The organism is Pseudomonas fungipugnans (assembly GCF_029955235.1).
GTDB lineage: Bacteria > Pseudomonadota > Gammaproteobacteria > Pseudomonadales > Pseudomonadaceae > Aquipseudomonas > Aquipseudomonas fungipugnans.
In genome coordinates this window covers 2,340,805-2,364,584 of sequence record NZ_JARBWL010000001.1, presented here as the reverse complement: position 1 = coordinate 2,364,584, position 23,780 = coordinate 2,340,805, and the positions used below count along the sequence as shown (strand labels likewise).

The window sequence follows — 23,780 nt, the reverse complement described above, 5'->3', positions numbered from 1 at the left end:
TTGATCAGAACTCGTGATCAGCGTTGTCCGGGTTCAGGTCGCTGATGCCCAGTTTGCCGGCGGCCTGTTCGATCGAGCCGGTCTGCTTGACCAGCGACGCGATAGCATCACGCACGATCTGGTTGCCAGCGGTGTTGCCCGCGGCGATCAACTGGTCGTAGTGCTCACCCTTGTTGGCGTGATCGACCATGACCTGGATCTTGGCTTCGGTAGCGGCCAGATCCGCTTTCAGCGCGGCGTCGGCGGCCGGGTCGACCTTGGCCACCAGCGACGACAGGCTGGCGCCGGTCATTTTGGTGCCATCAACGCGGGTGTATTCGCCCAGGTACACGTTACGAATGCCTTTGGCATCGTAGAAGTGCGAGTTGTGGGTGTTGTCGCTGAAGCAGTCCTGCTCGTCTTCCGGGGAGTTGGCTTCCAGGGAAACTTTCATACGCTCGCCCGCCAGTTCGCCCAGGGACAGGCTGCCCATGCCGAACAGCATTTTGCGCAGACCGGTTTCACCCGGCTCGGCTTCCAGGGTGGCGCGGTAGTTGTCAGCCACGTTCGGCTTCCAGTTACCGACCATTTCCTCCAGGTCGCTGACCAGCAGTTGGGTCACGGCTTTGAGGTAAGCGCGACGACGGTCATTGTGACCGCCGGTGGCGCCTGCGCCTTCCAGGTAGTCCGACGCCGGACGGTTGCCGGCGCCAGGGCCGGTGCCATTCAAGTCCTGGCCCCAGAGCAGGAATTCGATGGCGTGGTAGCCAGTGGCAACGTTGGCTTCGGAACCGCCCAGCTCGTTCAGGCTGGCGAGTTTTTCCGGGGTGATGTCTTTGACATCGACCTTGTCTTCACCCACCTGAATTTCAGTGTTGGCGATGATGTTGGCGTTGGCCCCCGGGTTACCCAGTGCGTGCTCATAGGATTTGTCGACGTAGTCGATCAGGCCTTCGTCCAGTGGCCAGGCGTTTACCTGACCTTCCCAGTCGTCGATGATCGTGTTGCCGAAGCGGAACACTTCACTTTGCAGGTACGGAACGCGCGCCGCGATCCAGGCTTCGCGAGCGGCTTTCAGGGTCGCGGCATCAGGCTTGGCGAGGAATGCGTCGACAGCGGTTTGCAGGGTTTTCGCGGTGGATTCGGCATCGCTGTAGACGGCGAAAACCATGTCGGCGTAGTGCGCGACCACGGCTTTGGCGGCCGCTTCGTCGACTTTGCCGGCAGTGGCTGGCGCTTGAGCGGCGGTGCTGGCAGCCGGGGTCGGCGTTTGCGGCGCGCCAGCCTTGTCTTTGCCTTCGCCGCAACCGGCGAGGGAAATAGCGATGGCCAACAGACTGGCGGTAGCCAGAGGCATACGAATCATGGCGAACATCCTGCTTCGGTAATTGAGTGGACTAGCGCTGGGGAGCGCAAAAGCTGCGACATAATGCAAATCTTTCGCATTATGTGTAAAGGCTGGGTCTGGAATTATTTGTTGCGATCTTTCGACTTTTACAAAATAGCCGCATTACTGCGCTGGGCCTGTTTCAGGTAGGCACTCAACTCTCGTGCCGGTAACGGTTTGCTGTAGTGATAACCCTGACCTTCGTGGCAGCCCTCGGAGATGATGTAGGCCTCTTGCTCGGCGGTTTCCACGCCCTCGGCAATCACCTGCATACCCAGGCTTTTACCTAACTGGATGATCGCCCGCACGATGGTCGCGTCATCGTCGTCATCGAGCAGGTCCTGCACGAAGCTCTTGTCGATCTTGATCTTGTCCAGCGGCAGGCTTTTCAGATAGCTCAGGGACGAATAGCCAGTGCCGAAGTCGTCGATGGCAATCAGCGCGCCGGAGCGACGCAGGCTCAGCAGGTGCTGGGCGGCGGTACTGATGTCTTCCATCAGGCCGGTTTCGGTGACTTCCAGCTCCAGGCTGCGCGGTGGCAGGCGATAGATTTGCAACAGGTTGTTAACGACTCGCGGCAACTCGGCGTGGTGCAACTGCACCGTGGACAGATTGACCGCCATGCGCAGATCCACGAACCCCTGATCGTGCCATTCACGCAGCTGCTTGCAAGCCTGATCCAGCACCCATTCACCGATGGCGATAATGGTGCCGTTCTGTTCGGCCAGCGGGATGAACAGGTCTGGCGGCACCAGCCCGTGTTCGGGGTGCTGCCAGCGAATCAACGCCTCGACACCCACTACCCGATGATCGCGATAGCTGATCTGTGGCTGGTAGACGAGGTAGAACTGGTCACGGAGTAGCGCGTCACGCAGGTCTTTTTCCAGCTCTCGGCGACGGCGCATTTCACTGTCGACGCTGGCGATATAGAACTGATAGCGGTTGCGCGAGCGGGTTTTGGCCAGGGTCATGGTCTGCTCGGCTTTTTGCAGCAGTTTTTCAGTGCTGTCACCGTCCTCGGGGAACAGGGTGATACCGATGGTGGCGCGCAGGCGGATCTCCTGATGATCGAGGGCAAACGCCGCTTCCAGGTCATCGAGAATGCTTTGCGCCAACTCCGCGGCTTCATAGGGTTGTTCGATGTCTGCCTGAACCAGCGCGAACTGATCGCCGCCCAGACGGGCGAGGGCGCCCAGGCGGCCGCTGTGGCCACGCAGCCGATCAGCGAGGGCCAGCAGCAACTGGTCGCCGGTCTGGTAGCTGAATTGTTCGTTGATGCCTTTGAAGTCGTCCAGGCCGACCACCAGCACCGCGACCCGGCGCTGCAACTTGCCGGCGTCCACCAGGATCTTGTCCAGTTGTTGCTGCAATTGCTGGCGATTGGGCAAACCGGTGAGGAAGTCGTACTGGGCCATGCGCAGCAGGCTGTTTTCCGCTTCGTGGCGCAGATGAGTGTTGCGCTCGATGGATTCAAGCAGCTGGTTGGCGGTGTTGATCCAGATCCCCAGCTCGTTTTTCTCGTGGCCCTTGATCTGCGGGATCTTGTGTTCGCTGGGGCGGTCGGGATTGATTTCGGTGAGGTGTTCAATAATTCGCGACAGCGGCTTGGTCAGCAGCCAGTGGTAGACCAGATACAGCACCAGCCCCATGGCCAGTGCACGCAGCACCCCGGAAATGAAGATAATCACCGAACTGACGATGAAACTCTGACCATAGGTGGCGGTGTCGAGGGTGATGCTCAGGTCACCGTAGTACTCGCTGTAGGGCCCGCGACCCACCAGTTGGGTGGTGAAAGTGCGTTCCTGGCCGAGAATCAGGTCGGTCAGCCAGCGACTGTTGGAGTGCTGCAGCTCGCGGGATTTTTGCGCGAGCATGGCTTCATTGGGATGGCCGATGGAGGCCTGACGCACGGCATCGTCCTGGAACAGGCCCTCGATTACCTGCATGCCCATCTCACGATCGAGGCTATAGACGGCCTGGGTCGAGGGGTCGCGGAACATGTCGAGAATGCGCTGGGCGTCGCCAGCCACGGCCTGGCGGGTTTTATAGGCATCGAAAACGATCTGCGCGCAGCTCAAGACCACGCCGACGATCAATGCCGACAGGAGCACGACCCGGAGCAACTTCACCGACAAGCTGTTCTTGAGTTCCAGCTTCAAAGGGTTATTCCTTGTTCCGTGCGGGTAGCGTCAAGTTGCCATGAGTATTGGCAATCCCGTGTTGGCAGTCAAAGGGACAATCAAGCTCAGGGGATTTTGCCTGTAGCTTGGCCAATATGCTGTTTTTGAGTTTTTGCCCTATTTGTACTGTGTCGGTTGCCGGGGCCTTCAACTTGAGGAAGCGCGGGAGAATATTTCCTTCTGATTGATGTTAGTCCTCTGTGGCGTTGGGGCAAGGAGGCGACGGCGGGTTTCATTGTAGGAAAAGACGATTCGAGCGAATAAAAAAACCCGGCAAAAGCCGGGTTTTTTGACTGGCGTCGAGCTTAAGCGGTGAAGGTTTTGCCTTCGAACTGCTCAGCCACGAACTTCCAGTTGACCAGGTTCCAGAACGCTTCGACATATTTAGGACGAACGTTGCGGTAGTCGATGTAGTAAGCGTGTTCCCAGACGTCGCAGGTCAGCAGCGGGGTATCGCCGCTGGTCAGCGGGTTGCCGGCGCCGATGGTGCTGGCCAGGGCCAGGGAACCGTCAGCCTTTTTCACCAGCCAGCCCCAACCGGAACCGAAGGTGCCGATGGAAGTCTTGCTGAACTCTTCCTTGAACTTGTCGAACGAACCGAAGGCCGCGTTGATGGCATCAGCCAGTGCGCCGGTAGGTTGACCACCAGCGTTTGGCGCCAGGCAGTTCCAGTAGAAAGTGTGGTTCCAGACCTGAGCGGCGTTGTTGAAGATACCGCCCGAAGAAGACTTGACGATTTCTTCCAGGGTCTTGCCTTCGAACTCGGTGCCTGGCACCAGGTTGTTCAGGTTCACGACATAGGTGTTGTGGTGCTTGTCGTGGTGGTATTCCAGGGTTTCCTTGGAAATGTGCGGCTGCAGGGCATCGTGTGCGTAGGGCAGCGGCGGCAATTCGAAAGCCATGATGATTCTCCTAATCAGGTCAGTTGCGGTGAGCGCAAGGCCGATCACGGGCGGCCAGACAAGCGCCGGGGAGTTTGTACTCTTTGCGGCGCATCGAACCGGATCATAGCACCGGGGGTGCGGCATAACCACGCAACAACTGTGTGGGATAGAGGTTCCAGAGCGTTTGGAAGTAATCAGGCTGCAGTGATCAACTGGAACGCCACAGTGAACATCATCACGGCGACCAGCAGGTCGAGAATCCGCCAGGTACTCGGCCGTGCCAGCCACGGCGCCAGCCATGCGGCGCCCAGCGCCAGGGTGAAAAACCACAACAGCGACGCACTGGCCGCACCGACTACATAGGCGCCGGGCTCGGTTTGTTGCGCACCGAGGGAGCCGATCAGCAGCACCGTATCCAGATAAACGTGCGGGTTGAGCAAGGTCACCGCCAAGGCGCTGAGCAGCACGGCCCGCAGCGAGCGCACGGTCTGGTTTTCGCCCTGATTCAAACTCTGTTTCGAACAGGCCCGGCGCAATGCCTGGCTGCCATACCAGATCAGAAATACCGCGCCGCCCCAACGCGCAACCGCCAGCAGCGTCGGGTTATGCGCCAGCACCGTCGCCAGGCCGAACACACCAGCGGCCACCAGTAATGCATCGCAGACGACACACAGCGCCGCCACCGGCAGGTGATGTTCGCGACGCAGGCTCTGGGCCAACACAAAGGCATTCTGCGTGCCGATCGCCATGATCAGCCCCGCAGCGACCAACAGGCCGTTTACATAACTTTGCCACATGAGGTTTTACTCCGCGTTGGCTGCCAGATCGCGCAGCACCTGCATGGCGCGTTCGGCATCGGCCTGACCGACGAACAAATGGTCGTGGTAATAGCCGGCAATCACGTTGCAACTGATTGCCGCCTGGCCCAAGGCCGTGGCGAACGCGGCGGTCAGGCCGACGGCTTCGAGGGCCGAGTGCACGTTCAGGGTGATCCAGGCAGCGACGTAGTCGAAGCTGAAACCGGCTTGTTCGGCGCGGGAACGTTCGAGGATTACTGTCAGACCTTCCTGTTCACGAAAGCTGCCGATGATCTCCAGTCCCGCCGGCAGCGAGCCGTCGCGCAGGGTGCAGAACACGTATTCGCCCGCGTTGAGCTGTGGGCTCATGCTGCGCAGCAGGGTTGCCAAAGATGTTTCGCCAGCCATGGGGATGTTCCTGTTCAAGAGTGCTTGCTGGCCATTCTGCGTGGTGGCGGTGTATAAGAAAAACCAATAGTCCTGATCGCTCATTAGGAAAACTGATGTTCGACTACAAATTACTTTCCGCGTTGGCCGCTGTCGTCGAGCAAGCCGGTTTTGATCGCGCCGCGCAGGTCTTGGGTTTGTCGCAATCGGCGATTTCCCAGCGCATCAAACTGCTGGAGGCTCGGGTCGGCCAGCCGGTACTGGTGCGGGTGACGCCGCCCGCGCCCACCGAGATTGGCCGGCGCTTGCTCAACCATGTGCAGCAGGTGCGTTTGCTGGAGCGCGATCTGCAAACCCTGGTGCCGGCGCTGGACGAAGAAGGCCTGCCGGAACGCCTGCGAATCGCCCTCAATGCCGACAGCCTGGCCACTTGGTGGGCGCAAGCGGTGGGTGAGTTCTGCGCCGAGCAACATCTGTTGCTGGATCTGGTGGTGGAGGACCAGACCGTCGGCCTCAAACGCATGCGTGCCGGTGAAGTGGCGGCGTGCCTGTGTGCCAGCGAACGTCCGGTGGCCGGGGCCCGCAGCGTGTTGCTCGGCGCCATGCGCTACCGAGCGCTGGCGAGCCCTGCGTTCATCGCCCGGCACTTTGCGACTGGCGTGCGGGCCGAGCAATTGGCGAAAACCCCGGCGCTGGTATTCGGCCCGGACGATTTCCTGCAGCACCGCTACCTCGCGTCCGTGGGCGTGGAGGGCGGTTTTGAGCACCATTTATGCCCATCTTCCGAAGGCTTTATCCGTTTGACGGAAGCGGGGCTAGGCTGGGGGTTGGTGCCGCAATTACAGGTGCGAGAACAACTGGAGCGCGGTGAATTGGTGGAGTTGTTGCCAGATAAGCCCATCGACGTGCCGCTGTACTGGCATCATTGGCGTAACGGCGGTCAGTTGTTGAACCTGTTGACCGAGCAATTGGTGCGTTCATCGAAGCAATGGCTGGTGCCGTTGGACTGACCGACAGCGTCAAGACTCACGCATTACGCAAAACGAAAGACATCGGAGCTTTACATGAAAATTCTGGTCACCGGCGCAAGCGGCTTCATCGGCGGACGTTTTGCGCGTTTCGCCCTGGAGCAGGGCCTGGACGTGCGCGTCAATGGTCGTCGGGCCGAGGGCGTCGAGCATCTGGTGCGCCGGGGTGCGGAGTTCGTTCAGGGCGACCTGAGCGACCCGGAACTGGTGCGCGAGCTTTGCTCAGACGTCGAAGCCGTGGTCCATTGTGCGGGAGCGGTCGGGCTGTGGGGCCGCTATCAGGACTTTCACCAGGGCAATGTCCAGGTCACTGAAAACGTGGTCGAAGCCTGCCTGAAACAACGGGTGCGCAGGTTGGTGCACTTGTCGTCGCCGTCGATCTATTTTGATGGCCGCGATCACCTGGGCCTGACCGAAGAGCAAGTGCCCAAGCGCTTCAAACATCATTACGCTGCCACCAAATACCTGGCCGAGCAGAAGGTCTTCGGCGCCCAGGAATTCGGCCTTGAAACCATCGCCCTGCGCCCGCGATTCGTGACCGGCGCCGGTGATATGAGCATCTTCCCGCGACTGCTGAAAATGCAGCGCAAGGGACGCTTGGCCATCGTCGGCAACGGCCTGAACAAAGTCGATTTCACCAGCGTGCATAACCTCAATGAAGCCCTGCTCGGCAGCTTGCTGGCCAGCGGCTCGGCGCTGGGCAAGGCCTACAACATCAGTAATGGCGCGCCCGTGCCATTGTGGGACGTGGTCAATTACGTCATGCGCAAAATGGAAGTCCCACAGGTCACGCGCTATCGCTCATACGGCTTGGCCTACAGCGTGGCGGCGCTCAACGAGGGCGCGTGCAAACTGTGGCCTGGGCGTCCGGAGCCGACCCTGTCGCGCCTGGGCATGCAGGTGATGAACAAAAATTTCACCCTGGACATCAGCCGTGCCCGGCATTATCTGGACTACGATCCGAAAGTCAGCCTCTGGACCGCGCTCGACGAGTTCTGTGGCTGGTGGAAGGCCCAGGACATCCGCTGAAACATCCATGCTGAACCGAGTTCGGGGTTGAGGGTCAATCCGTGTGGCCGCAGGAGGGTATACTGCGCCGCAATATGCCATCACCGCGTTCCACAAAGGTTGATTCAATGTCCATGCGTAACGATGCCAACGACGACTTCGACGATGTACCGAGCCTGCGTGCCGATCCCCTCGATGACGACTTTCCGCTCACCCACGCTGGCCGCGAACGCACCAGCGTGCACTCGCGGCCAGCGCCTGTGGTCAAGGTCAAAGGCCCGAGCACCGGCCCGTTGTGGGCATTGGTCGGGGCGTTGTTCTTCGCCTTCATTGGCCTGGCGTGGTGGAGCTTCCAGCAGATCTCGTTGATGGAACAGCAACTGGTGGCGACCCAGGAAAGTTTCGCCCGCATCAGTGAGGAAGCGGCCGGACGCTTGCAGGACATTTCCGGCAAGGTTGTCGCCAGTCAGACCAACGTCACCAGCGACAGCGAAGCCCTGAAGCTGCAAATCAAACAGCTGGAAAGCAAACTCCAGGATCAGAGCCAACAGCAGCAGGGTGTGCTTGGCCAGACCGGTGAGCTGGATAAACGCCTGGCACAAATGACCGCCCAGACCACCGAGCTGCAAACCGCCAATACCCAGTTGCAGGCACAGGTCAAAGCACTGGGCACTGAGCTCGCCGCATTGAAAAGCGCCCCGGCTGATACCGGCAGAATCGACGCCGAGCTCAAGAGCCTCAATGCCGACATTGCCAACCTGAAAAAGCAGGGCAACCCAAGCGCCGCCATCGACCGTCTGGAGCAGGAGATCGTCGTACTCAAAAGCGAGCAGGACAACCGCCCGGCCGCCGCCCAGGGCAGCACCAACACCGCCGAGTTCGACGCCTTCCGCGGCCAGACCACCCGCACCATCAACACCCTTCAGGCGCAGATTCAGAATCTGCAGCAGCAACTGAATGCGCGGGCACAATAGCTCGGTTAAAACGCATACCTGTGGGAGCGAGCCTGCTCGCGATGGCGTTGGGTCAGTGATATCAATGTTGACTGACCCACCGCTATCGCGAGCAAGCTCGCTCCCACAGTTGATCGTCGGTAACACAGAATTTGTGCAGGACACCGGACCCATGTGGGAGCGAGCTTGCTCGCGATGGCGTTGGGTCGGTGATATCAATGTTGACTGACCCACCGCTATCGCGAGCAAGCTCGCTCCCACAGTTGATCGTCGGTGAGAATTTGTGCAGGACACAGAACCCGTGTGGGAGCGAGCCTGCTCGCGATGGCATTGGGTCAGTGATATCAATGTTGACTGACCCACCGCTATCGCGAGCAAGCTCGCTCCCACAGTTGATCGTCGGTGACACAGAATTTGTGCAGGACACAGAACCCGTGTGGGAGCGAGCTTGCTCGCGATGGCGTTGGGTCAGTGATATCAATGTTGACTGACCCACCGCTATCGCGAGCAGGCTCGCTCCCACAGTTGATCGTCGGTGACTCAGAATTTGTGCAGGACACCGGACCCATGTGGGAGCGAGCTTGCTCGCGAATACAGGCGACGCGGTCTACCTATCGAACCTTGTCTTCACGCCCCCGCAGCACTTTATTGGGCATCGCAATCGCCGCCGCCAACCCCAGCAACGACACCGCCGCACTGACCATCAGCAAATGCCGGAAGGTCAGCAGCAGTTCCGCTCGCAACGCGTTTTGCGCATCCCCCGGCGCAGCGTTCAGGCCGTCCAGCAAGACACTGCCTGAACGGCCTTCGACCATCAGCGACGAGCCCGCCAGGTGGGCAAAACTCGAATCCTGCAATAGCGCCAGCAGCAGGGCCGACATCAACGCCACACCCATCGCGCCACCCAACGAGCGGAACAGGTTGGTAGTGCTGGTGGCGACGCCGATGTCCCGTTGTTCAACCGAGTTTTGCGTGCCCACCAGCGAGGTCGGGAATTGCATGCCGCTGGCGATTCCGCAGAGCAACATGAACAGACTACTGAGCACCACGGCTTGAGGCGCACTGAAGGCCATGCCGAGAATCGCGATCGGCATCAACAGCGCGCCAGCGAGGATCATCGGTTTGTAGCGCCCGGTCACCGAGGTCATGCGCCCGGCGAAATAGGCGCCAATCGGCAAGCCAATCGCCAATGGCAACAGGTGCAGCGCCGCACTGTCCGCGCCTGCGCCGGTGACGCTCTGGAAGCGCAACGGCATCAGCACGATCAGTGAAATGGCCTGGAAACTGGTGAAGAAAATCGTGCACCAGCAGAAGATCGCGTTGCGGTTGGCAAACAGATGCATCGGCAACAACGCCTCTCGTGTCCGGCGTTCATGCCAGACAAAAATCCCCAGCACCACCACCGCACACCCGAGCAACCCCAGTACTTCGGTGCTGCGCCACGAATGGCCCTGGCCCACCTGGGTGATGCCCAGCAGCAACGCCGTCAGCCCGATGATCATCAACAGCGTGCCCAGATAATCGATGATCGGTTTGCGTTGCGGCACTGGCAGTCCCACCAGCGTACGATTGGCCACCAGCCAGGCGCCGAGGCCCAACGGCAGGTTGATCAGGAACACCCAGCGCCAGGACAGATACTCGGTCATGTAGCCGCCGAGCACCGGCCCGGCCACGCTGGCCACCGCGTACATGCTGCTGAAATAACCCTGATAGCGGCCCCGTTCACGAGGCGGGACAATGTCGCCGATGATCGCCTGGCTGACCGAAATCATGCCGCCGGCACCAATGCCCTGAACGATCCGCGCCAACACCAGTTGCTCCATGCTCTGGGCCATGCCGCAAAACAGCGAGGCCAGGGTGAACAGCCCCATGCCGAACAGCATCAATTTGCGTCGCCCGTACAAATCGCCGAGCTTGCCGTAGATCGGCACTGCCACCGTCATCGCCACCATGTAACCGGAAATCACCCAGGCCAGCAGGCTGACGTCCTTGAACTGTGCGGAAATGGCTGGCATCGACACGGCGACGATGGTCTGGTCGAGCGCGCCGAGGAAAATCGCCAACATCAGGGCGATCAGCACACTGCGAATAGCCGGTTTGGGCGTTTCAGGCTGGTTGAGGTTGGTCACGGACAGAACCTGGGCAGGCGAGCGGGGGATTTGCTCGCCAGTGTAAGTCGATAGCAAGCTATTCGATAGCCTCATACGGAAGCCCGACGTAATTTTCTGCAATGGTTTTTCGCCCGGCTTCGGAGCCGACAAAGTAGTCCAGTTCCGAGGCGCTGATCCGCTGGCTGAAAGCATCGTGCTCATCGAAACGGTGCAGCATCGAAGTCATCCACCAGGAAAATCGTTCGGCTTTCCAGACCCGGCGCAGGCAGATGGCGGAGTACTTTTCCAGCAAGTCCGTGCGCCCGTCGTGGTACACCTTCAGCAGAATATTGAACAACGTGCTGACGTCGCTGGCCGCCAGGTTCAGCCCCTTGGCGCCGGTGGGCGGGACGATGTGTGCGGCGTCGCCGACCAGGAACATCCGTCCGTATTGCATCGGTTCCACCACGAAGCTGCGCAGTGGCGCGATGCTTTTTTCGATGGAAGGACCGGTCACCAGTTTGTCCGCCAGGGCTTGCGGCAGGCGCGATTTGAGTTCGTCCCAGAAGCGTTGATCGGACCAGTTCTCGACCTGCTCCTCGGCCGGCACCTGAAGGTAATAACGGGTGCGCGTGGTCGAGCGCATGCTGCACAGGGCAAAACCGCGTTCGTGGCGGGCGTAGACCAGTTCGTCGTGGACGGGGGGCGTGTCGGCCAGAATACCCAGCCAGCCGAACGGGTAAGCCCGCTCGAAGATCTTCAGGCAGTCGGCGGGAATCGACTGCCGCGCCACGCCATGAAAGCCATCACAACCGGCAATGTAGTCGCAATCAATGCGCCAGGTTTCGCCGTCCTTTTCAAAAGTGACAAAGGCCTCGTCGCTTTTCATGCCGTGAAGAACGACATCGCTGGCGCCGTAAATGGTCTGCGCCCCAGCCTCCCGACGAGCGGCCATCAGGTCGCGAGTGACTTCGGTCTGGCCGTAGATCATCACGGTTTTGCCACCGGTCAAACCCTGCAGGTCGATGTGCGCCAGACGCCCGTCGAGGGCCAGGTCGAAACCGCCATGCACCAGTCCTTCGGCGTCCATGCGCTGGCCTACGCCTGCCTGGCGCAACAGCTCTACCATGCCTTGTTCGAGGACGCCGGCACGGATTCGCCCCAGCACATAATCCGGGGTTTGCCGCTCGACAATGAGCGTGTCGATGCCGGCGTTGTGCAGCAACTGGCCGAGTAATAAACCGGAAGGGCCGGCGCCAATGATAGCGATTTGGGTTTTCAGTATTTTCATTGTTGTCATGACTCGCTAGCGTCACGCGACCAGAGCCGGTGAACAATTTTTATGGATCGAGTGCTTGCATTTTTCCCCCGTGGGTCTGTCAATTGAAGGTGAAAACTGAGCGGATACCTGTACATTCTGCCAATCGGTGCGATTATCGCCCGCAACCCCGAGGCCTGGATTGAAGTGATGAACAAGCCTGACTTGCCTTCTATTCCAGTGTTCAAGCTTTATGGTGAAGGCCTGGATTGGCCCACCCCGGACTTGCTGCACTGCGAAACCATCTCCAAACGCAGCCGCGAACATCAATGGGAAATCAAACCCCACCGCCACGCCGATTTGTGCCAGTTGCTCTTCGTCTTCAAAGGTCAGGCCGAGCTTGAAATCGAAGGCAACCGCACCGAACTGAACGAGCCGACCATGCTGATCCTGCCGCCGTTATCGGTGCACGGTTATCGGTTTTCCGAGGGTGTGGAAGGCTTCGTCGTCACGCTGGCCGCGCCGCTGGTCAGCCATCTACAGGCACAACTGGGCAGCGCCGTGCATGCGTTGGCACAGGCCGAAAGCTACCCGGCGGGCAAGGACAGCGAGTACCTCAATAGCTTGTTCAGCGCGTTGCAGAGCGAATACACCGGTCATCAACCGGGTCGGGAAATGCTTATGCATTCGCTGGTCAGCGTGATCATGGTCTGGGTCAGCCGCCAGGTGCTTGAGCGGCGCAGCGCCAGTCAGCGGCCGCAACGGGCGCGGGAATATCTCAACGGGTTCATTCAACTGGTCGAAGAGACGTATCGTCAGCACGTCAAGGTCGAAGACCTGGCGCATCGGCTGGGGATTTCCGTGTCTCACCTCAATGGCACCTGCCGTGAACTGGCGGGGCAACCGGCGTTGCAGATCATGCACGAACGCCAGCTGCTGGAAGCCAAGCGCCTGCTGACCTACACCAGCATGACCATTTACGAAATGTCTGATGTGTTGGGGTTTTCCGATCCGACCAACTTCACACGGCTGTTCAGACGGCGGGTGGGGATTTCGCCCAAGGCGTTCCGCGACCGGCTGAAGGCCGATCAGGATAACGAGGCCTGAACTCGCCGCTGAATCGATGTGGGAGCGAGCCTGCTCGCGAAAGCGGTGTGTCATTCAACACATCAGTTTGGCTGAACGACCGATTTCGCGAGCAAGTCGAATCGTCGCACCACCGCTCCCACAGGTTTAACGCAGCGCGTTGAGGGTCCCGTTGTGGGGCAGGCAGCGCTCGAAGTTGCAACTCGCGAATTCGCGGGGCAGTTGTCGCATCTGTTCGACACGCCAGGCGGCGGTGCCATACAGCGCCAGCGTGGCGGCGCAGGTGATGAAAATCGCGAAATACCTTCTTGTCTTGATGTTCATGGTGATTGACCTCTGAACGAATACCCTTGGGTATTACGTTCAGCATAGGTCAGGGGGAGTGAGATGCCAGCCGAGTGGAAATTACGCGGTAGTCAGAGCACCGCATTCCACTGTGGGAGCGAGCAGGCTCGCTCCCACATTTTTTTGATCGGGTTACAGGCCTGTATCCCACTCCGGCGCTTGCGGAAATCTCAAGACCAGAAAGTCCAGCATGCTGCGCAACGCCGCCGGCATGTGTTTGCGCGAGGCGTACACCGCGTAGATGTTCATCTGCCGCGGTTCAGCCTTGGGCAACAGCCGTACCAGTTCGCCACTGTGGATATGCACGCCGGCCTGGTAGCTGGGCAACATCGCCACGCCGGCTCCGGCCATTGCGGCGCGCATCAGGGTACTGGCCTCGTTGGCGCTGATGTTGCCTTGCACCGGCACTGACACCGGTTCGCCATCCTCCTCGAAATGCCACAGGCTTTTGCCAAAGTAGGAGTGGGTCAGGCAATTGTGCCGGCTCAGGTCCTCGACCCGTTGCGGCGTCGGGTGCTCGCGCAGGTAGGCGGGGGAGGCGCAGATCACCGAGCGACAGACCGTCAACCGGCGGGCGATCAGGTTCGGGTCCAGGTCGTTGCTGGTGCGGATCGCCAGGTCGATGCGTTCGTCCACCAGGTTCACTGTGCGATCAAGCATTTGCAGGTCGATGCTGACGCCGGGGTAACGTTTGACGTACGCCGCCATGGCATCCGCCAGTTGTGACTGGCCGAACGAGGTGCTGACGCTGATACGCAGCAGGCCACGGGGCGCGTCGTCCGGTTCGCTGACCGCCACTTGCATGTCTGTGGACAAGTCGAGCATCTGCCGGCAACGCGGCAGGATCTCGCTACCGGCCGCGGTCAGGCTCAATTTGCGCGTGGTGCGGTGCATCAGCCGGGCGCCGACCCAGTCTTCCAGCTCCGCCAGATAACGTGAAACCACCGGTCGCGACAGGTCCAGATGATCGGCCGCCGCCGATTGGCTGCCCAGGTCCACCACCGTGACGAACACCCGCATTGCTTGTAGACGATCCATGATTTGCCCGCTTTCAGAAACAAACTATGTTCAAGCATCGCATTTTTTGTGCTGCCTCAGGCAACTAAGCTCTGTCCCATCGCCAGACACGGCATTCAGACAACGGAGCAACACATGATCGGCTTCACTTCAATCAAACGACTGCTGCTGGCCACCGCCACCCTCGGCTTCGCGGCCCATGCGGCAGCGGCGTCGACCTTGACCCTGGACGTCTACAACCCAGGCGACAAGGCGATCTTCCCGGTGACTTCGGTACTGGTCAGCGGCGAGAAAGACGCGATTCTGGTGGATGCCCAGTTCGGCAAATCCCAGGCCGAGCAAGTGGTGCAAAAAATCCGCGCCAGCGGCAAACAGCTGACAACCATCTACATCAGCCACGGTGACCCGGATTACTACTTCGGCCTCGACACCCTGACCGCTGCCTTCCCGAACGCCAAGGTGCTGGCCTCGCAACCGACCGTGGATCACATCAAGCAAACCGTTGAAGGCAAACTGGCGTTCTGGGGCCCGAAAATGGGCGCCGACGTACCAGCCAAGACCATCGTGCCGGGCGTACTCAAGGGCGACAGCCTGATGCTCGAAGGGCAGAAGTTGCAGGTGATCGGCCTGGACGGCAAGCAGCCGGACCGCAGCTTTGTGTGGATCCCGTCGATCAAGGCGGTGGTCGGTGGTGTGGTCGTTGCCGAGAACATCCACGTGTGGATGGCTGATACGCAAACAGCGCAATCCCATGCTGACTGGCTGGCGACCCTGCATTCGATCGAAACCCTGAAACCGACGACCATCGTGCCGGGTCACTACCTGGGTGAGAGCGCTCGTTCGCTGGCCGCCGTGCGGTTCACTGCCGACTACATCAAGGCCTTCGACGAAGAAACCGCCAAGGCCAAGGACTCTGCCGAGCTGATTGGCGCGATGAAAAAACGCTACCCGAACCTGGGCGAAGAAAGCTCGCTGGAGCTGAGTGCCAAGGTCGCCAAGGGCGAGATGAAGTGGTAACCCGCTTTGCCTGTAGCTGACAGCGCCTTGAAGTGCAGATGATTACCGGTGGCGAGGGGGCTTGCCCCCGTTGGAGTGCGAAGCGCTCCCCTGCATTCCTTCAGCCAGACCGAATTCTCAGGTTTGCGACTGCTGCGCAGCCGAACGGGGGCAAGCCCCTCAACACAGAAGTCTCATCAGTCACGCAATTTGTGTCACCCAACAGATACTCTCAAGCCAACTGGAGAACGTCATGAGCAAGATCGCAATCATTGGTGCCACCGGCCGTGCCGGTAGCCAACTGCTGGAAGAAGCCCTGCGTCGTGGCCACAGCGTTACCGCCATCGCCCGCGACACCTCGAAGATCGGCCAGCGTGCCGGTGTTGTCGCCAAGAACGTCGATGCCCTCGATCCTGAGGCTCTGCAAGCGGCCGTCGCCGGTCACGATGTGGTGATCAGCGCGGCGCATTTCTCGACGCTGCCGGCCAGTGCCCTGATCGGGCCGGTGAAGAAGGCCGGGGTCAAGCGTTTGCTGGTGGTGGGGGGTGCCGGTTCGTTGTTGCTGCCGGACGGTACTCGCGTGATCGACAGTGCCGGTTTCCCGGAGGCGTACAAGGCTGAGGCCGGTGCCGGTGCGGTGTTCCTGGAAAACCTGCGAGCGGAAAAGGAGCTGGACTGGACCTTCCTGTCGCCGTCGGCGGAGTTTGTCGAAGGCGAGCGCACGGGCAAGTTTCGTCTGGGCAAGGATGACCTGCTGGTAAGTGCCGAAGGGCGCAGTTGGATCACTTTCGCCGATTACGCGATTGCGCTGCTCGATGAGGTGCAAACACCGAAGCATTCGCGCCAGCGGTTTGCTGTGGGTTACTGATAGCGGCTCAGAGCATTCGCGAGCAGGCTCACTCCCACAGGGATCTTCAGCGGACACAGGGTTTGTGGGCGACAGAGATCAAATGTGGGAGCGAGCCTGCTCGCGAAGCTTTTCAGACTTATCGGGCCTGCGCCTGCTCCACCAACCACCCCGTCAATTCCTGCAATTTCGCCGACGGCCCAGGCTTTTGCGGAAAAACCAGGTAGTACCCCAACCCCGTCTTCACCTTCAATTCAAACGGCATGACCAGCCGCCCGGCGTTCAGGTCATCGCCGATCAGCGACCAGTCGCCAATCGCCACCCCCGTCCCCTGAGACGCCATCGACATTGCCATGTCCAGCGTTTCGAAATGCTGACCTTTGCCGACGCTGGTCGGGTCAATACCGGCCGCATTCAACCAGGTCTTCCAGTCCCGTTCGTCACGAGTGGGGTGAAGCAACAGCTGGTGTCGCAGGTCCGCCGGTGCGTGCAGTGTCAGCGAGCTGGAACACACGGGCGTCAGTTGTTCATCGAACAGATGCCGTGAAGCCAGCGCACTGTCCGGTGGCGTGCCATACACCACCGCCGCATCGAACTGTTCACGCTGAAAATCCACGCCATGGCGCACCGTGGTGGTGAGTTCCACCGGCACGTCCGGGCGTTCCTTTTGCCATTGCAGCAAGCGCGGCAACAACCAGCGCATGACACAGGTCGGCGCCTTGAGTTGCAGGGTTTCGCGCTGCACGCCGATCTGCTCCACCGCCTCGCCGATCAAACCAAACACCTGCTGCACCCTCGGCAGCCATTGCCGGCCTTCGGCGGTCAGCAACAGGCCGCGGGCCTGACGGATGAACAGTGCATAGCCCAGATGATCTTCCAACCCGGCAATCTGCCGGCTTACTGCGCCCTGGGTAATGTGCAACTGCTCGGCGGCGCGAGTGAAGTTGCAGCATTGCGCGGTAATCAGAAACGTATGCAGGGCGGGCAGGGGGGGCAGTCGTTTCATGGGCATCCAAGGCATGACGTAGGGACATGGCTAGTATGACTTTTTATCCATTGTTGCGGCTATGGGTCGCCCGTTTCAATGAGGGCAATAGCGGGCATGGCAATGCAATCCAATGTGGGGGCGAGCCTGCTCGCGAAGCGGCATTACATTCAACAGTGATGGTGACTGTCACACCGCTTTCGCGAGCAGGCTCGCTCCCACAGGTTCAGCGCTTCGGCAGGCCCGGCGTCTCAACTCGAACAACAAGGGCAACCACATGGCGACCTGCGGCGAAGTATTGGTCAAATTACTTGAGAATTACGGGGTCGAGCAGGTGTTCGGCATTCCTGGCGTGCATACCGTGGAGCTGTATCGCGGGCTGGCTCGTTCGAGCATCAACCACGTCACGCCGCGTCACGAACAGGGCGCCGGCTTCATGGCCGACGGCTATGCACGCACCAGCGGCAAGCCCGGTGTGTGCTTCATCATCACCGGTCCCGGCATGACCAATATCACCACTGCCATGGGTCAGGCCTACGCCGATTCGATCCCGATGCTGGTGATCTCCAGTGTGCAATCGCGCAGCCAGTTGGGCGGCGGTCGCGGCAAGCTGCATGAGTTGCCGAACCAGAGCGCATTGGTCGGCGGTGTGGCGGCGTTTTCCCATACCTTGATGTCGGCGGCTGAATTGCCGGTGGTGCTGGCCCGGGCATTCGCGTTGTTCCAGGCCGGCCGACCGCGTCCGGTGCATATCGAAATCCCGCTGGATGTCCTGGTCGAAGAGGCCGACGACTTGCTGGCCAGCCTGCCGGTGAACATCGACCGCGCCGGTGCTTCGCCGACGGCCGTTTCCCGTATGACCGAGTGGCTGGCCGGCGCCAGACGACCATTGATCCTGGCCGGTGGCGGCGCCATTGATGCGGGCGCCGAGTTGACCGAACTGGCCGAGCTGCTGGACGCGCCAGTGGCGCTGACGATCAACGCCAAAGGCCTGCTGCCCTCCAGCCACCCGTTGCTGATCGGCTCGACTCAAAGTCTGGTAGCGACCCGTGCGATGGTGGCTGAAGCCGACGTGGTGCTGGCCATCGGCACCGAACTGGCTGAAACCGATTATGACGTGACCTTCGCCGGTGGTTTCGACATCCCCGGGAAACTGTTGCGGGTGGACATCGACCCGGACCAGACCGTACGCAACTACCCGCCGCACGTCGCACTGGTGTCTGACTCGCGCAACGCCGTGCAAGCACTGTTGAGCGAGTTGTCCCGGCACTCGCTGGCTGAGCGCCGCAATGACTGGGGGCAGGTGCGTGCCGCCCGTTTGCGTGACGCACTGGCTGCCACCTGGGATGCGCCTACGCTGGCCCAGACCCGTTTCCTGGAAACGGTTTTGCACGAACTGCCCAACGCTGTGTTTGTCGGCGACTCGACCCAGCCGGTGTACACCGGCAACCTCACCTTCAACCCGGAGCGCCCGCGTCGCTGGTTCAACTCGTCCACCGGTTACGGCACCTTGGGTTACGCCTTGCCGGCGGCGATTGGCGCCTGGCTGGGCGGTCGCACCGAAGGCGGCGCACGTCCGCCGGTCGTGTGTCTGATCGGCGACGGCGGCTTGCAATTCACCCTGCCGGAACTGGCCAGTGCTGTGGAAGCGCGCACCCCGGTGATCGTGCTGCTGTGGAATAACCAGGGCTATGAAGAGATCAAGAAGTACATGGTCAACCGCGCCATCGAGCCGGTGGGCGTCGACATTTATACCCCGGATTTCATTGCCGTGGCCAAGGCGCTGGGCTGTGCGGCTGAAGCGGTCAGCGGCGTCGAGTCGTTGCGTAATGCATTACGCGCCGCCACCGACCGTCAGGGCCCGACCCTGATTGAAATCGACCAGAGCCAGTGGATGAAGGCGGTGTCGAAATGAGTTTTGCTACTACGTTGGACGGTCTGTTTATCAACGGTCAATGGTCGTCTGGCCGCGAACATCTGCGGGTGATCAACCCGGCCACCGAAGCGCTTCTGACCACAGTGAATGGCGGCGATGCGCAAGCGGTGGATCAAGCGGTCGACGCCGCGACCCGCGCTTTCTCCGACTGGTCCAAAACCACGGGTGCCGAACGCGGTGCGATCCTGCGCCGAATCGCTGCGGGCGTGCAGGCCGGTCGCGAGCAACTGATGTATTTGCAGTCGAGCAACAACGGCAAACCGCTGTTTGAAGCGGCCATCGATGTCGATGACGTGATCGCCACCTTCGAGTTCTACGCCGGTTTGGCTGAAGGCCTCGACGAGAAACAGGACAGCAACGTGGCGTTGCCGAGCAACGACTTCAGCGCTCGCTTGCGCCGCGAACCCTGCGGCGTGGTGGGCCTGATCGTGCCGTGGAATTTCCCGATGGTCACCACGGCCTGGAAACTCGCCCCGGCGCTGGCAGCCGGTTGCTGCGTGGTGCTCAAACCTTCGGAAGTCACACCGCTGCCGGAGCTGGAACTGGCGGCGATCATTGCCCAGGCCGGTCTGCCCGATGGTGTCTTCAACCTGGTCTGCGGCACGGGCCTGGCGGTCGGTGCACCGCTGTCGGCAGACCCGCGCATTGCCAAGATTTCGTTCACCGGCAGCAACGCCGTGGGCGTGCAGGTGATGCAACGCGCCGCCGAAACCGTGAAGGGCGTGAGCCTGGAGCTGGGCGGCAAATCGTCCTTGCTGGTGCTGGCGGATGCCGACATTGAACTGGCGGTGGAACTGGCCTGTGGCGGTGGTTTTTTCAACGCCGGGCAGATGTGTTCCGCCACCAGCCGCGTGCTGGTGGCCGATGAACTGGCGGATGAGCTTCTGCTGCGTTTGCAGGCCAGGGCTGAGGCGATACGCGTGGCCGACCCGTTCGACCCGAACGTGGAAATGGGCGCGTTGGTCAATCAGGCGCAATACCAGCGCGTGCTCGGCCACATTGATCGCGGTTTGAGCGCTGGCGCCCGGTTGGTCTGCGGCGGCAATCGTCCCGCAGACCTGACACGGGGCTATTTTTTACAGCCGACGATTTTCACCGAAGTGCCCCTCGACAGTGCGTTGTGGTGTGAGGAGATTTTCGGTCCGGTGATCTGTGTGCGCAGTTTTTCCTCTGAAGCCGAGGCGATTGCCCTGGCCAACGACAGTCAGTTCGGCCTGGTGGCCAGCGTGGTGACGCGTGACGACGCAGCGGCGGATCGGGTGGCCAACGCATTGCAGGCAGGGCTTGTGTGGATAAACGCGCCGCAAGTGATCTTCCCGCAGACCGCCTGGGGTGGCTACAAACAGAGCAGCATCGGCCGCGAGTTGGGGCCGTGGGGTTTGCAGGCGTTCCAGGAAATAAAACACGTGATTCGGGCGCTCTGACTGCTCGAAAAAGGTGAGCGCATGCCTCGAAAGGAGGCATGCGCCAGCGTCATGGCTTCAATGAGTTTTTATCGATAGTCAGGTGTTTTGCACGACCTCAGGATGAACCCGTCGGCTCAGCCACAGCCCTTTTGAATCGGGGCTTCAAGCAGCTTTGACCGCGCGGAATGCAACGGTTGCGACCAACCTCATACTTAAAAAAACAAAGGGAGTCCTTCATGGGCCAGCATGATCTGAACAGGCGTCAATTCATCAAGACCGTGGGCGTGGTTTCGGTAGCAGCCGCAGCCATGAGCATGCCTTTCATCCGGGCCAACGCCAGTGACACCCGCTTCCAGGGCAAGACCCTGCGTCTGCTGACCTGGTCCGACGACACCGGCCTTGCGGCACTGCGCAACATTGCGGCGACCTTTGAAGCCAAATACGGCTGCAAGGTCATCGCTGACCGTACCGGCAGCACCTCGGAAATGGTCGCCAAACTCAAGGCCGGCGGTGATCGTCCGCAGTACGACATCATCACCCTGGCCGGCGTTGGCGCCGAAGGTCTGGCCGCCGCCGGACTGCTGGAAAAACCCGACCTCAATCGCATTCCGAACCTGGTGGACGTGCCGGAGAAATACCGCACCGGCGCCAATGGTCATGGCATCGGTTACCTGCTGTGGTGCAACAGCCTGGTCTATAGCACCCGTACCCAGAAAGAAGCCCCGGACAGCTACGCCGCCCTCTGGGATGCGGACCTGGCCCCGAACATTTTCCTGCCGCCGCCGAACTGGACCGAGGCCATGGACCTGATCATCATCGCCGCCAAACTGGCCGGTGGTGACGAACACAACATCGAGCCGGGCTTCAAGAAACTCGCCGAGCTGAAGGACCGTGTGGTGACGTTGGGCGAAAATCCGAACCAGATTGCCGAGCTGTTCCGCACCGGTTCCCTTGACATGGGCGGTCTGTACGCCCCGGCGTTTTTTCCGAAACAGATCCGCGACCCGGCCTACGGTCTGAGTGCAACCTTTGGCATGAAGGAAGGTTTCTATACCGACCTGATGCAATCGGTGATGCCGAAGAACCGTCCGGGCGACACCGACCTGGCCTACGCCTTCATCGACCACTGTCTGGACCCGCTGGTGCAGGGCAAGATGGCCGAAGACATCTACAACGGCCCGGTCAATGCCAAGGCGATCATCTCCGCCGAAGCGCGCAAAAGCCCGTTCATCCTCACCCCGGAGCAGATTGCCGACAAGGCGATCATGCACGACAACGCCTTCCTGGCCACCGTGCATGACCAATGGATTCGTCGTTACACGGAAATCTTTTCCTCCTGATCGAGTGGCGGACACAGGGTCTTGAGCCACCGAAGATCCCCTGTGGGGGCGATCTGGTTTGAAGTCTTGTGTTCGTCAGCTGCTTTCCATTGACGAGACCATTGCTATGGAACACCCACAACCTCTGACTCATCCGCTCGCCGGCGTGCCAGCGCGTTCACGCCGTGGTGTGTCGCCGACGACGCGCGCCTGGTTTTTCCTCTCGCCCTCCATGCTGTTTCTCGGCGTGCTGATTGCCGCCAGCCTGCTGGTACTGCGCATGAGCGTCGGCACCAAAGGCGCGGAATGGACCGGGTTCAGCCTGGCCAGTTACGCCCAGTTGCTGGAGCCGTACTACCTCAAGTCGCTGATGCTGACGTTGCGCCTGGCGCTGTTCAGTGCGGTGATTGCGGTGCTGCTGGCGATTCCGGTGGCCTACACCATGTCGCGACTGACCTCGCCGTTGTTGCGGCGCATTTTTCTCGCGGCGGTGCTGCTGCCATTGCTGGTCAATCTGCTGCTGCAAAGCTACGGCTGGCTGGTGATTCTGGGACCTGCCGGGATGCTCAATCAGGCACTGATGGGCCTGGGCCTGATCAAGCGTCCGATCATGTTGCTCTATAACCAGAACGGCGTATTGATGGGCCTGGTGCAGACGGCCTTTCCATTGGCTGTGCTGCCGATTGCCAGCGCCATGCGTGGCGTTGCCCGCACCTATGAGGAGGCTGCCGCCACCTTGGGTGCCAGTCGCTTTCAGGTGTTCCGTCAAGTGGTGTTGCCCATGAGCCTGCCGGGCATTATCACCGGTGCGACGCTGGTATTTGCCTACAACGCCAGCAGTTTTGTCGTGCCCCTGCTGCTCGGAGGCCGGCGTGTGCCGATGCTGGCGGTGATGGTCCATGACCAGATAGCGCCGTTGATGAACTGGCCGGCGGCCTCCGCTGCCGGTGTGGTGCTGATCGTCACCACGCTCGCGATCATGACGCTGTCTGAATACATCACTGGCCGTCGTCGGCGCATGCTGGAGGCTTCGCAATGAGCACGTTGATCAAGAAACGTCATTCGCTGCTGCCTGGCGATACAGGCAAATTCGCAGGCGTACTGTCCGGTTTCATCCTGTTGCTGGCGGTGCTGCCGATCCTGACCATGATCGTCATGTCGTTCAGCGGCGCGTCGAACCTCGACTTCCCGCCCAGCAGCTACAGCCTGCAATGGTATCGCGCGGCCTGGCACACCTTTGTTTCGCCGGACGCCAGTGATGTGCTGAGCCTGGGCAAAGCCATGACCACCAGCCTGATGGTGGCGTGCCTGACCATGGTCTTCGCCACGATCATCGCGGTGCCGGCGGCGTATGCGCTCACCCGTTGTGAGTTCCGTGGCAAGGCCGTGGCCCTGCAATTGATGTCGCTGCCATTGGTATTTCCGATGGTCGTGTTGGGGCTGGCGTTGTTGCTGGTGTTCGACAGCCTGCCGTTCCAGATGACCACCTCGCGCCTGGTAATTGCCCACGTGATCCTGGCGCTGCCGTTCGTGGTGAAGAACTGCACGGCGGCGATGCTCTCCATCGGCAGTGAAGTCGAAGAGGCCGCGCAAATGCTCGGGGCCTCGCCGACCCGGGCGATCGTCGATGTGGTGGTGCCACTGATGAAATCGGGAATTCTGGCGGGGATGCTGCTGGCGTTCATCGTCTCGTTCAACGAGTTCACCGTGACCTATTTCCTCTACACCATCGATGTCATGACCGTGCCGATCTGGATGTACAGCCGCACCGTGTCATCGCTCGACCCTACCGTCTTCTCGTTTGCCGTGCTGATCGTGCTGATCGACTTCGTCCTGATCTGGGCGTTGGAGAAGCTGGTCGGTGAAGGTGGCGTTTCGTTCTGATTCTTGAG

21 protein-coding genes are annotated in these 23,780 nt (G+C 60.6%); 11 read left to right on the top strand and 10 right to left on the bottom strand.

Translation table 11 applies throughout. The annotated features are described in order from the left end of the window. Positions 1-4 precede the first annotated feature (4 nt). The 5 genes from POF45_RS09635 to POF45_RS09615 all read right to left on the bottom strand — a co-directional run bounded on the left by POF45_RS09635 (position 5) and on the right by POF45_RS09615 (position 5,635). Positions 5-1,345, bottom strand: coding sequence for an imelysin family protein (locus POF45_RS09635; protein ID WP_259496168.1), 1,341 nt, complete (start codon positions 1,343-1,345; stop codon positions 5-7). A 128-nt stretch (positions 1,346-1,473) separates the two neighbouring features. After that, positions 1,474-3,525, bottom strand: a complete 2,052-nt coding sequence (locus POF45_RS09630; RefSeq protein ID WP_259496164.1) for a putative bifunctional diguanylate cyclase/phosphodiesterase — start codon at positions 3,523-3,525, stop codon at positions 1,474-1,476. A 326-nt stretch (positions 3,526-3,851) separates the two neighbouring features. After that, on the bottom strand, positions 3,852-4,448 hold the full coding sequence (locus tag POF45_RS09625; protein ID WP_201194184.1) for a superoxide dismutase: 597 nt from the start codon (positions 4,446-4,448) through the stop codon (positions 3,852-3,854). 176 nt (positions 4,449-4,624) lie between these two features. Continuing rightward, positions 4,625-5,227, bottom strand: a complete 603-nt coding sequence (locus POF45_RS09620; protein WP_259496160.1) for a LysE/ArgO family amino acid transporter — start codon at positions 5,225-5,227, stop codon at positions 4,625-4,627. A gap of 6 nt (positions 5,228-5,233) precedes the next feature. Continuing rightward, positions 5,234-5,635 (bottom strand): ACT domain-containing protein, encoded by a 402-nt coding sequence (locus tag POF45_RS09615; RefSeq protein WP_259496158.1) that lies wholly within the window; start codon positions 5,633-5,635, stop codon positions 5,234-5,236. Positions 5,636-5,730: 95 nt separating this feature from the next. On the opposite strand from POF45_RS09615, the gene POF45_RS09610 reads away from it, so the two are divergent. The 3 genes from POF45_RS09610 (at position 5,731) to POF45_RS09600 (ending at position 8,624) form a co-directional block, all read left to right on the top strand. After that, positions 5,731-6,624 (top strand): LysR family transcriptional regulator ArgP, encoded by an 894-nt coding sequence (locus POF45_RS09610; protein WP_282315577.1) that lies wholly within the window; start codon positions 5,731-5,733, stop codon positions 6,622-6,624. Between the two features lie 54 nt (positions 6,625-6,678). Beyond that, positions 6,679-7,671, top strand: coding sequence for an NAD-dependent epimerase/dehydratase family protein (locus POF45_RS09605; protein ID WP_259496156.1), 993 nt, complete (start codon positions 6,679-6,681; stop codon positions 7,669-7,671). Between the two features lie 113 nt (positions 7,672-7,784). After that, positions 7,785-8,624, top strand: coding sequence for an ATPase (locus POF45_RS09600; RefSeq protein WP_282316025.1), 840 nt, complete (start codon positions 7,785-7,787; stop codon positions 8,622-8,624). Between the two features lie 590 nt (positions 8,625-9,214). Here the strand turns inward: POF45_RS09600 and POF45_RS09595 are convergent. Continuing rightward, positions 9,215-10,732 carry an MDR family MFS transporter gene (locus tag POF45_RS09595; RefSeq protein WP_259496153.1) on the bottom strand — a complete coding sequence of 506 codons (1,518 nt, stop codon included), beginning with the start codon at positions 10,730-10,732 and terminating at the stop codon, positions 9,215-9,217. 58 nt (positions 10,733-10,790) lie between these two features. Then, positions 10,791-11,984: a 4-hydroxybenzoate 3-monooxygenase gene (gene pobA, locus POF45_RS09590; protein WP_259496151.1), complete on the bottom strand. Its 1,194-nt coding sequence runs from the start codon at positions 11,982-11,984 to the stop codon at positions 10,791-10,793. Positions 11,985-12,161: 177 nt separating this feature from the next. Between pobA and POF45_RS09585 the strand changes: the two genes are divergently transcribed. Then, on the top strand, positions 12,162-13,058 hold the full coding sequence (locus POF45_RS09585) for a helix-turn-helix domain-containing protein (protein WP_259496149.1): 897 nt from the start codon (positions 12,162-12,164) through the stop codon (positions 13,056-13,058). A 126-nt stretch (positions 13,059-13,184) separates the two neighbouring features. On the opposite strand, the gene POF45_RS09580 is transcribed toward POF45_RS09585, so the two are convergent. Beyond that, complete coding sequence (locus POF45_RS09580; protein WP_259496147.1) at positions 13,185-13,361, bottom strand: hypothetical protein; 177 nt, start codon at positions 13,359-13,361, stop codon at positions 13,185-13,187. A gap of 153 nt (positions 13,362-13,514) precedes the next feature. Next, positions 13,515-14,420, bottom strand: coding sequence for a LysR family transcriptional regulator (locus tag POF45_RS09575; protein ID WP_259496146.1), 906 nt, complete (start codon positions 14,418-14,420; stop codon positions 13,515-13,517). Between the two features lie 114 nt (positions 14,421-14,534). Between POF45_RS09575 and POF45_RS09570 the strand changes: the two genes are divergently transcribed. Both POF45_RS09570 and POF45_RS09565 read left to right on the top strand, forming a co-directional pair. Continuing rightward, positions 14,535-15,416 (top strand): MBL fold metallo-hydrolase, encoded by an 882-nt coding sequence (locus POF45_RS09570; RefSeq protein ID WP_259496144.1) that lies wholly within the window; start codon positions 14,535-14,537, stop codon positions 15,414-15,416. A 232-nt stretch (positions 15,417-15,648) separates the two neighbouring features. Beyond that, complete coding sequence (locus tag POF45_RS09565) at positions 15,649-16,263, top strand: NAD(P)-dependent oxidoreductase (protein ID WP_282315576.1); 615 nt, start codon at positions 15,649-15,651, stop codon at positions 16,261-16,263. A 118-nt stretch (positions 16,264-16,381) separates the two neighbouring features. Here POF45_RS09565 and POF45_RS09560 read toward each other — a convergent pair whose 3' ends face one another. Further along, a complete protein-coding gene (locus POF45_RS09560) occupies positions 16,382-17,248 on the bottom strand; it encodes a LysR substrate-binding domain-containing protein (protein WP_259496142.1) in 867 nt (288 codons plus the stop codon). A 256-nt stretch (positions 17,249-17,504) separates the two neighbouring features. On the opposite strand from POF45_RS09560, the gene POF45_RS09555 reads away from it, so the two are divergent. The 5 genes from POF45_RS09555 to POF45_RS09535 all read left to right on the top strand — a co-directional run bounded on the left by POF45_RS09555 (position 17,505) and on the right by POF45_RS09535 (position 23,772). After that, positions 17,505-19,142 (top strand): 5-guanidino-2-oxopentanoate decarboxylase, encoded by a 1,638-nt coding sequence (locus tag POF45_RS09555; RefSeq protein ID WP_282315575.1) that lies wholly within the window; start codon positions 17,505-17,507, stop codon positions 19,140-19,142. Then, a complete protein-coding gene (locus tag POF45_RS09550) occupies positions 19,139-20,587 on the top strand; it encodes an aldehyde dehydrogenase family protein (RefSeq protein WP_282315574.1) in 1,449 nt (482 codons plus the stop codon). The genes POF45_RS09555 and POF45_RS09550 overlap by 4 nt, the downstream gene beginning before the upstream one ends. 218 nt (positions 20,588-20,805) lie before the next feature. Continuing rightward, positions 20,806-21,909 carry an ABC transporter substrate-binding protein gene (locus POF45_RS09545; protein ID WP_282315573.1) on the top strand — a complete coding sequence of 368 codons (1,104 nt, stop codon included), beginning with the start codon at positions 20,806-20,808 and terminating at the stop codon, positions 21,907-21,909. A 106-nt stretch (positions 21,910-22,015) separates the two neighbouring features. Beyond that, positions 22,016-22,927 (top strand): ABC transporter permease, encoded by a 912-nt coding sequence (locus POF45_RS09540; protein WP_259496136.1) that lies wholly within the window; start codon positions 22,016-22,018, stop codon positions 22,925-22,927. After that, positions 22,924-23,772, top strand: a complete 849-nt coding sequence (locus POF45_RS09535) for an ABC transporter permease (protein WP_259496135.1) — start codon at positions 22,924-22,926, stop codon at positions 23,770-23,772. Before POF45_RS09540 ends, POF45_RS09535 begins: the two co-directional genes overlap by 4 nt. The last annotated feature ends 8 nt before the right edge of the window (positions 23,773-23,780 follow it).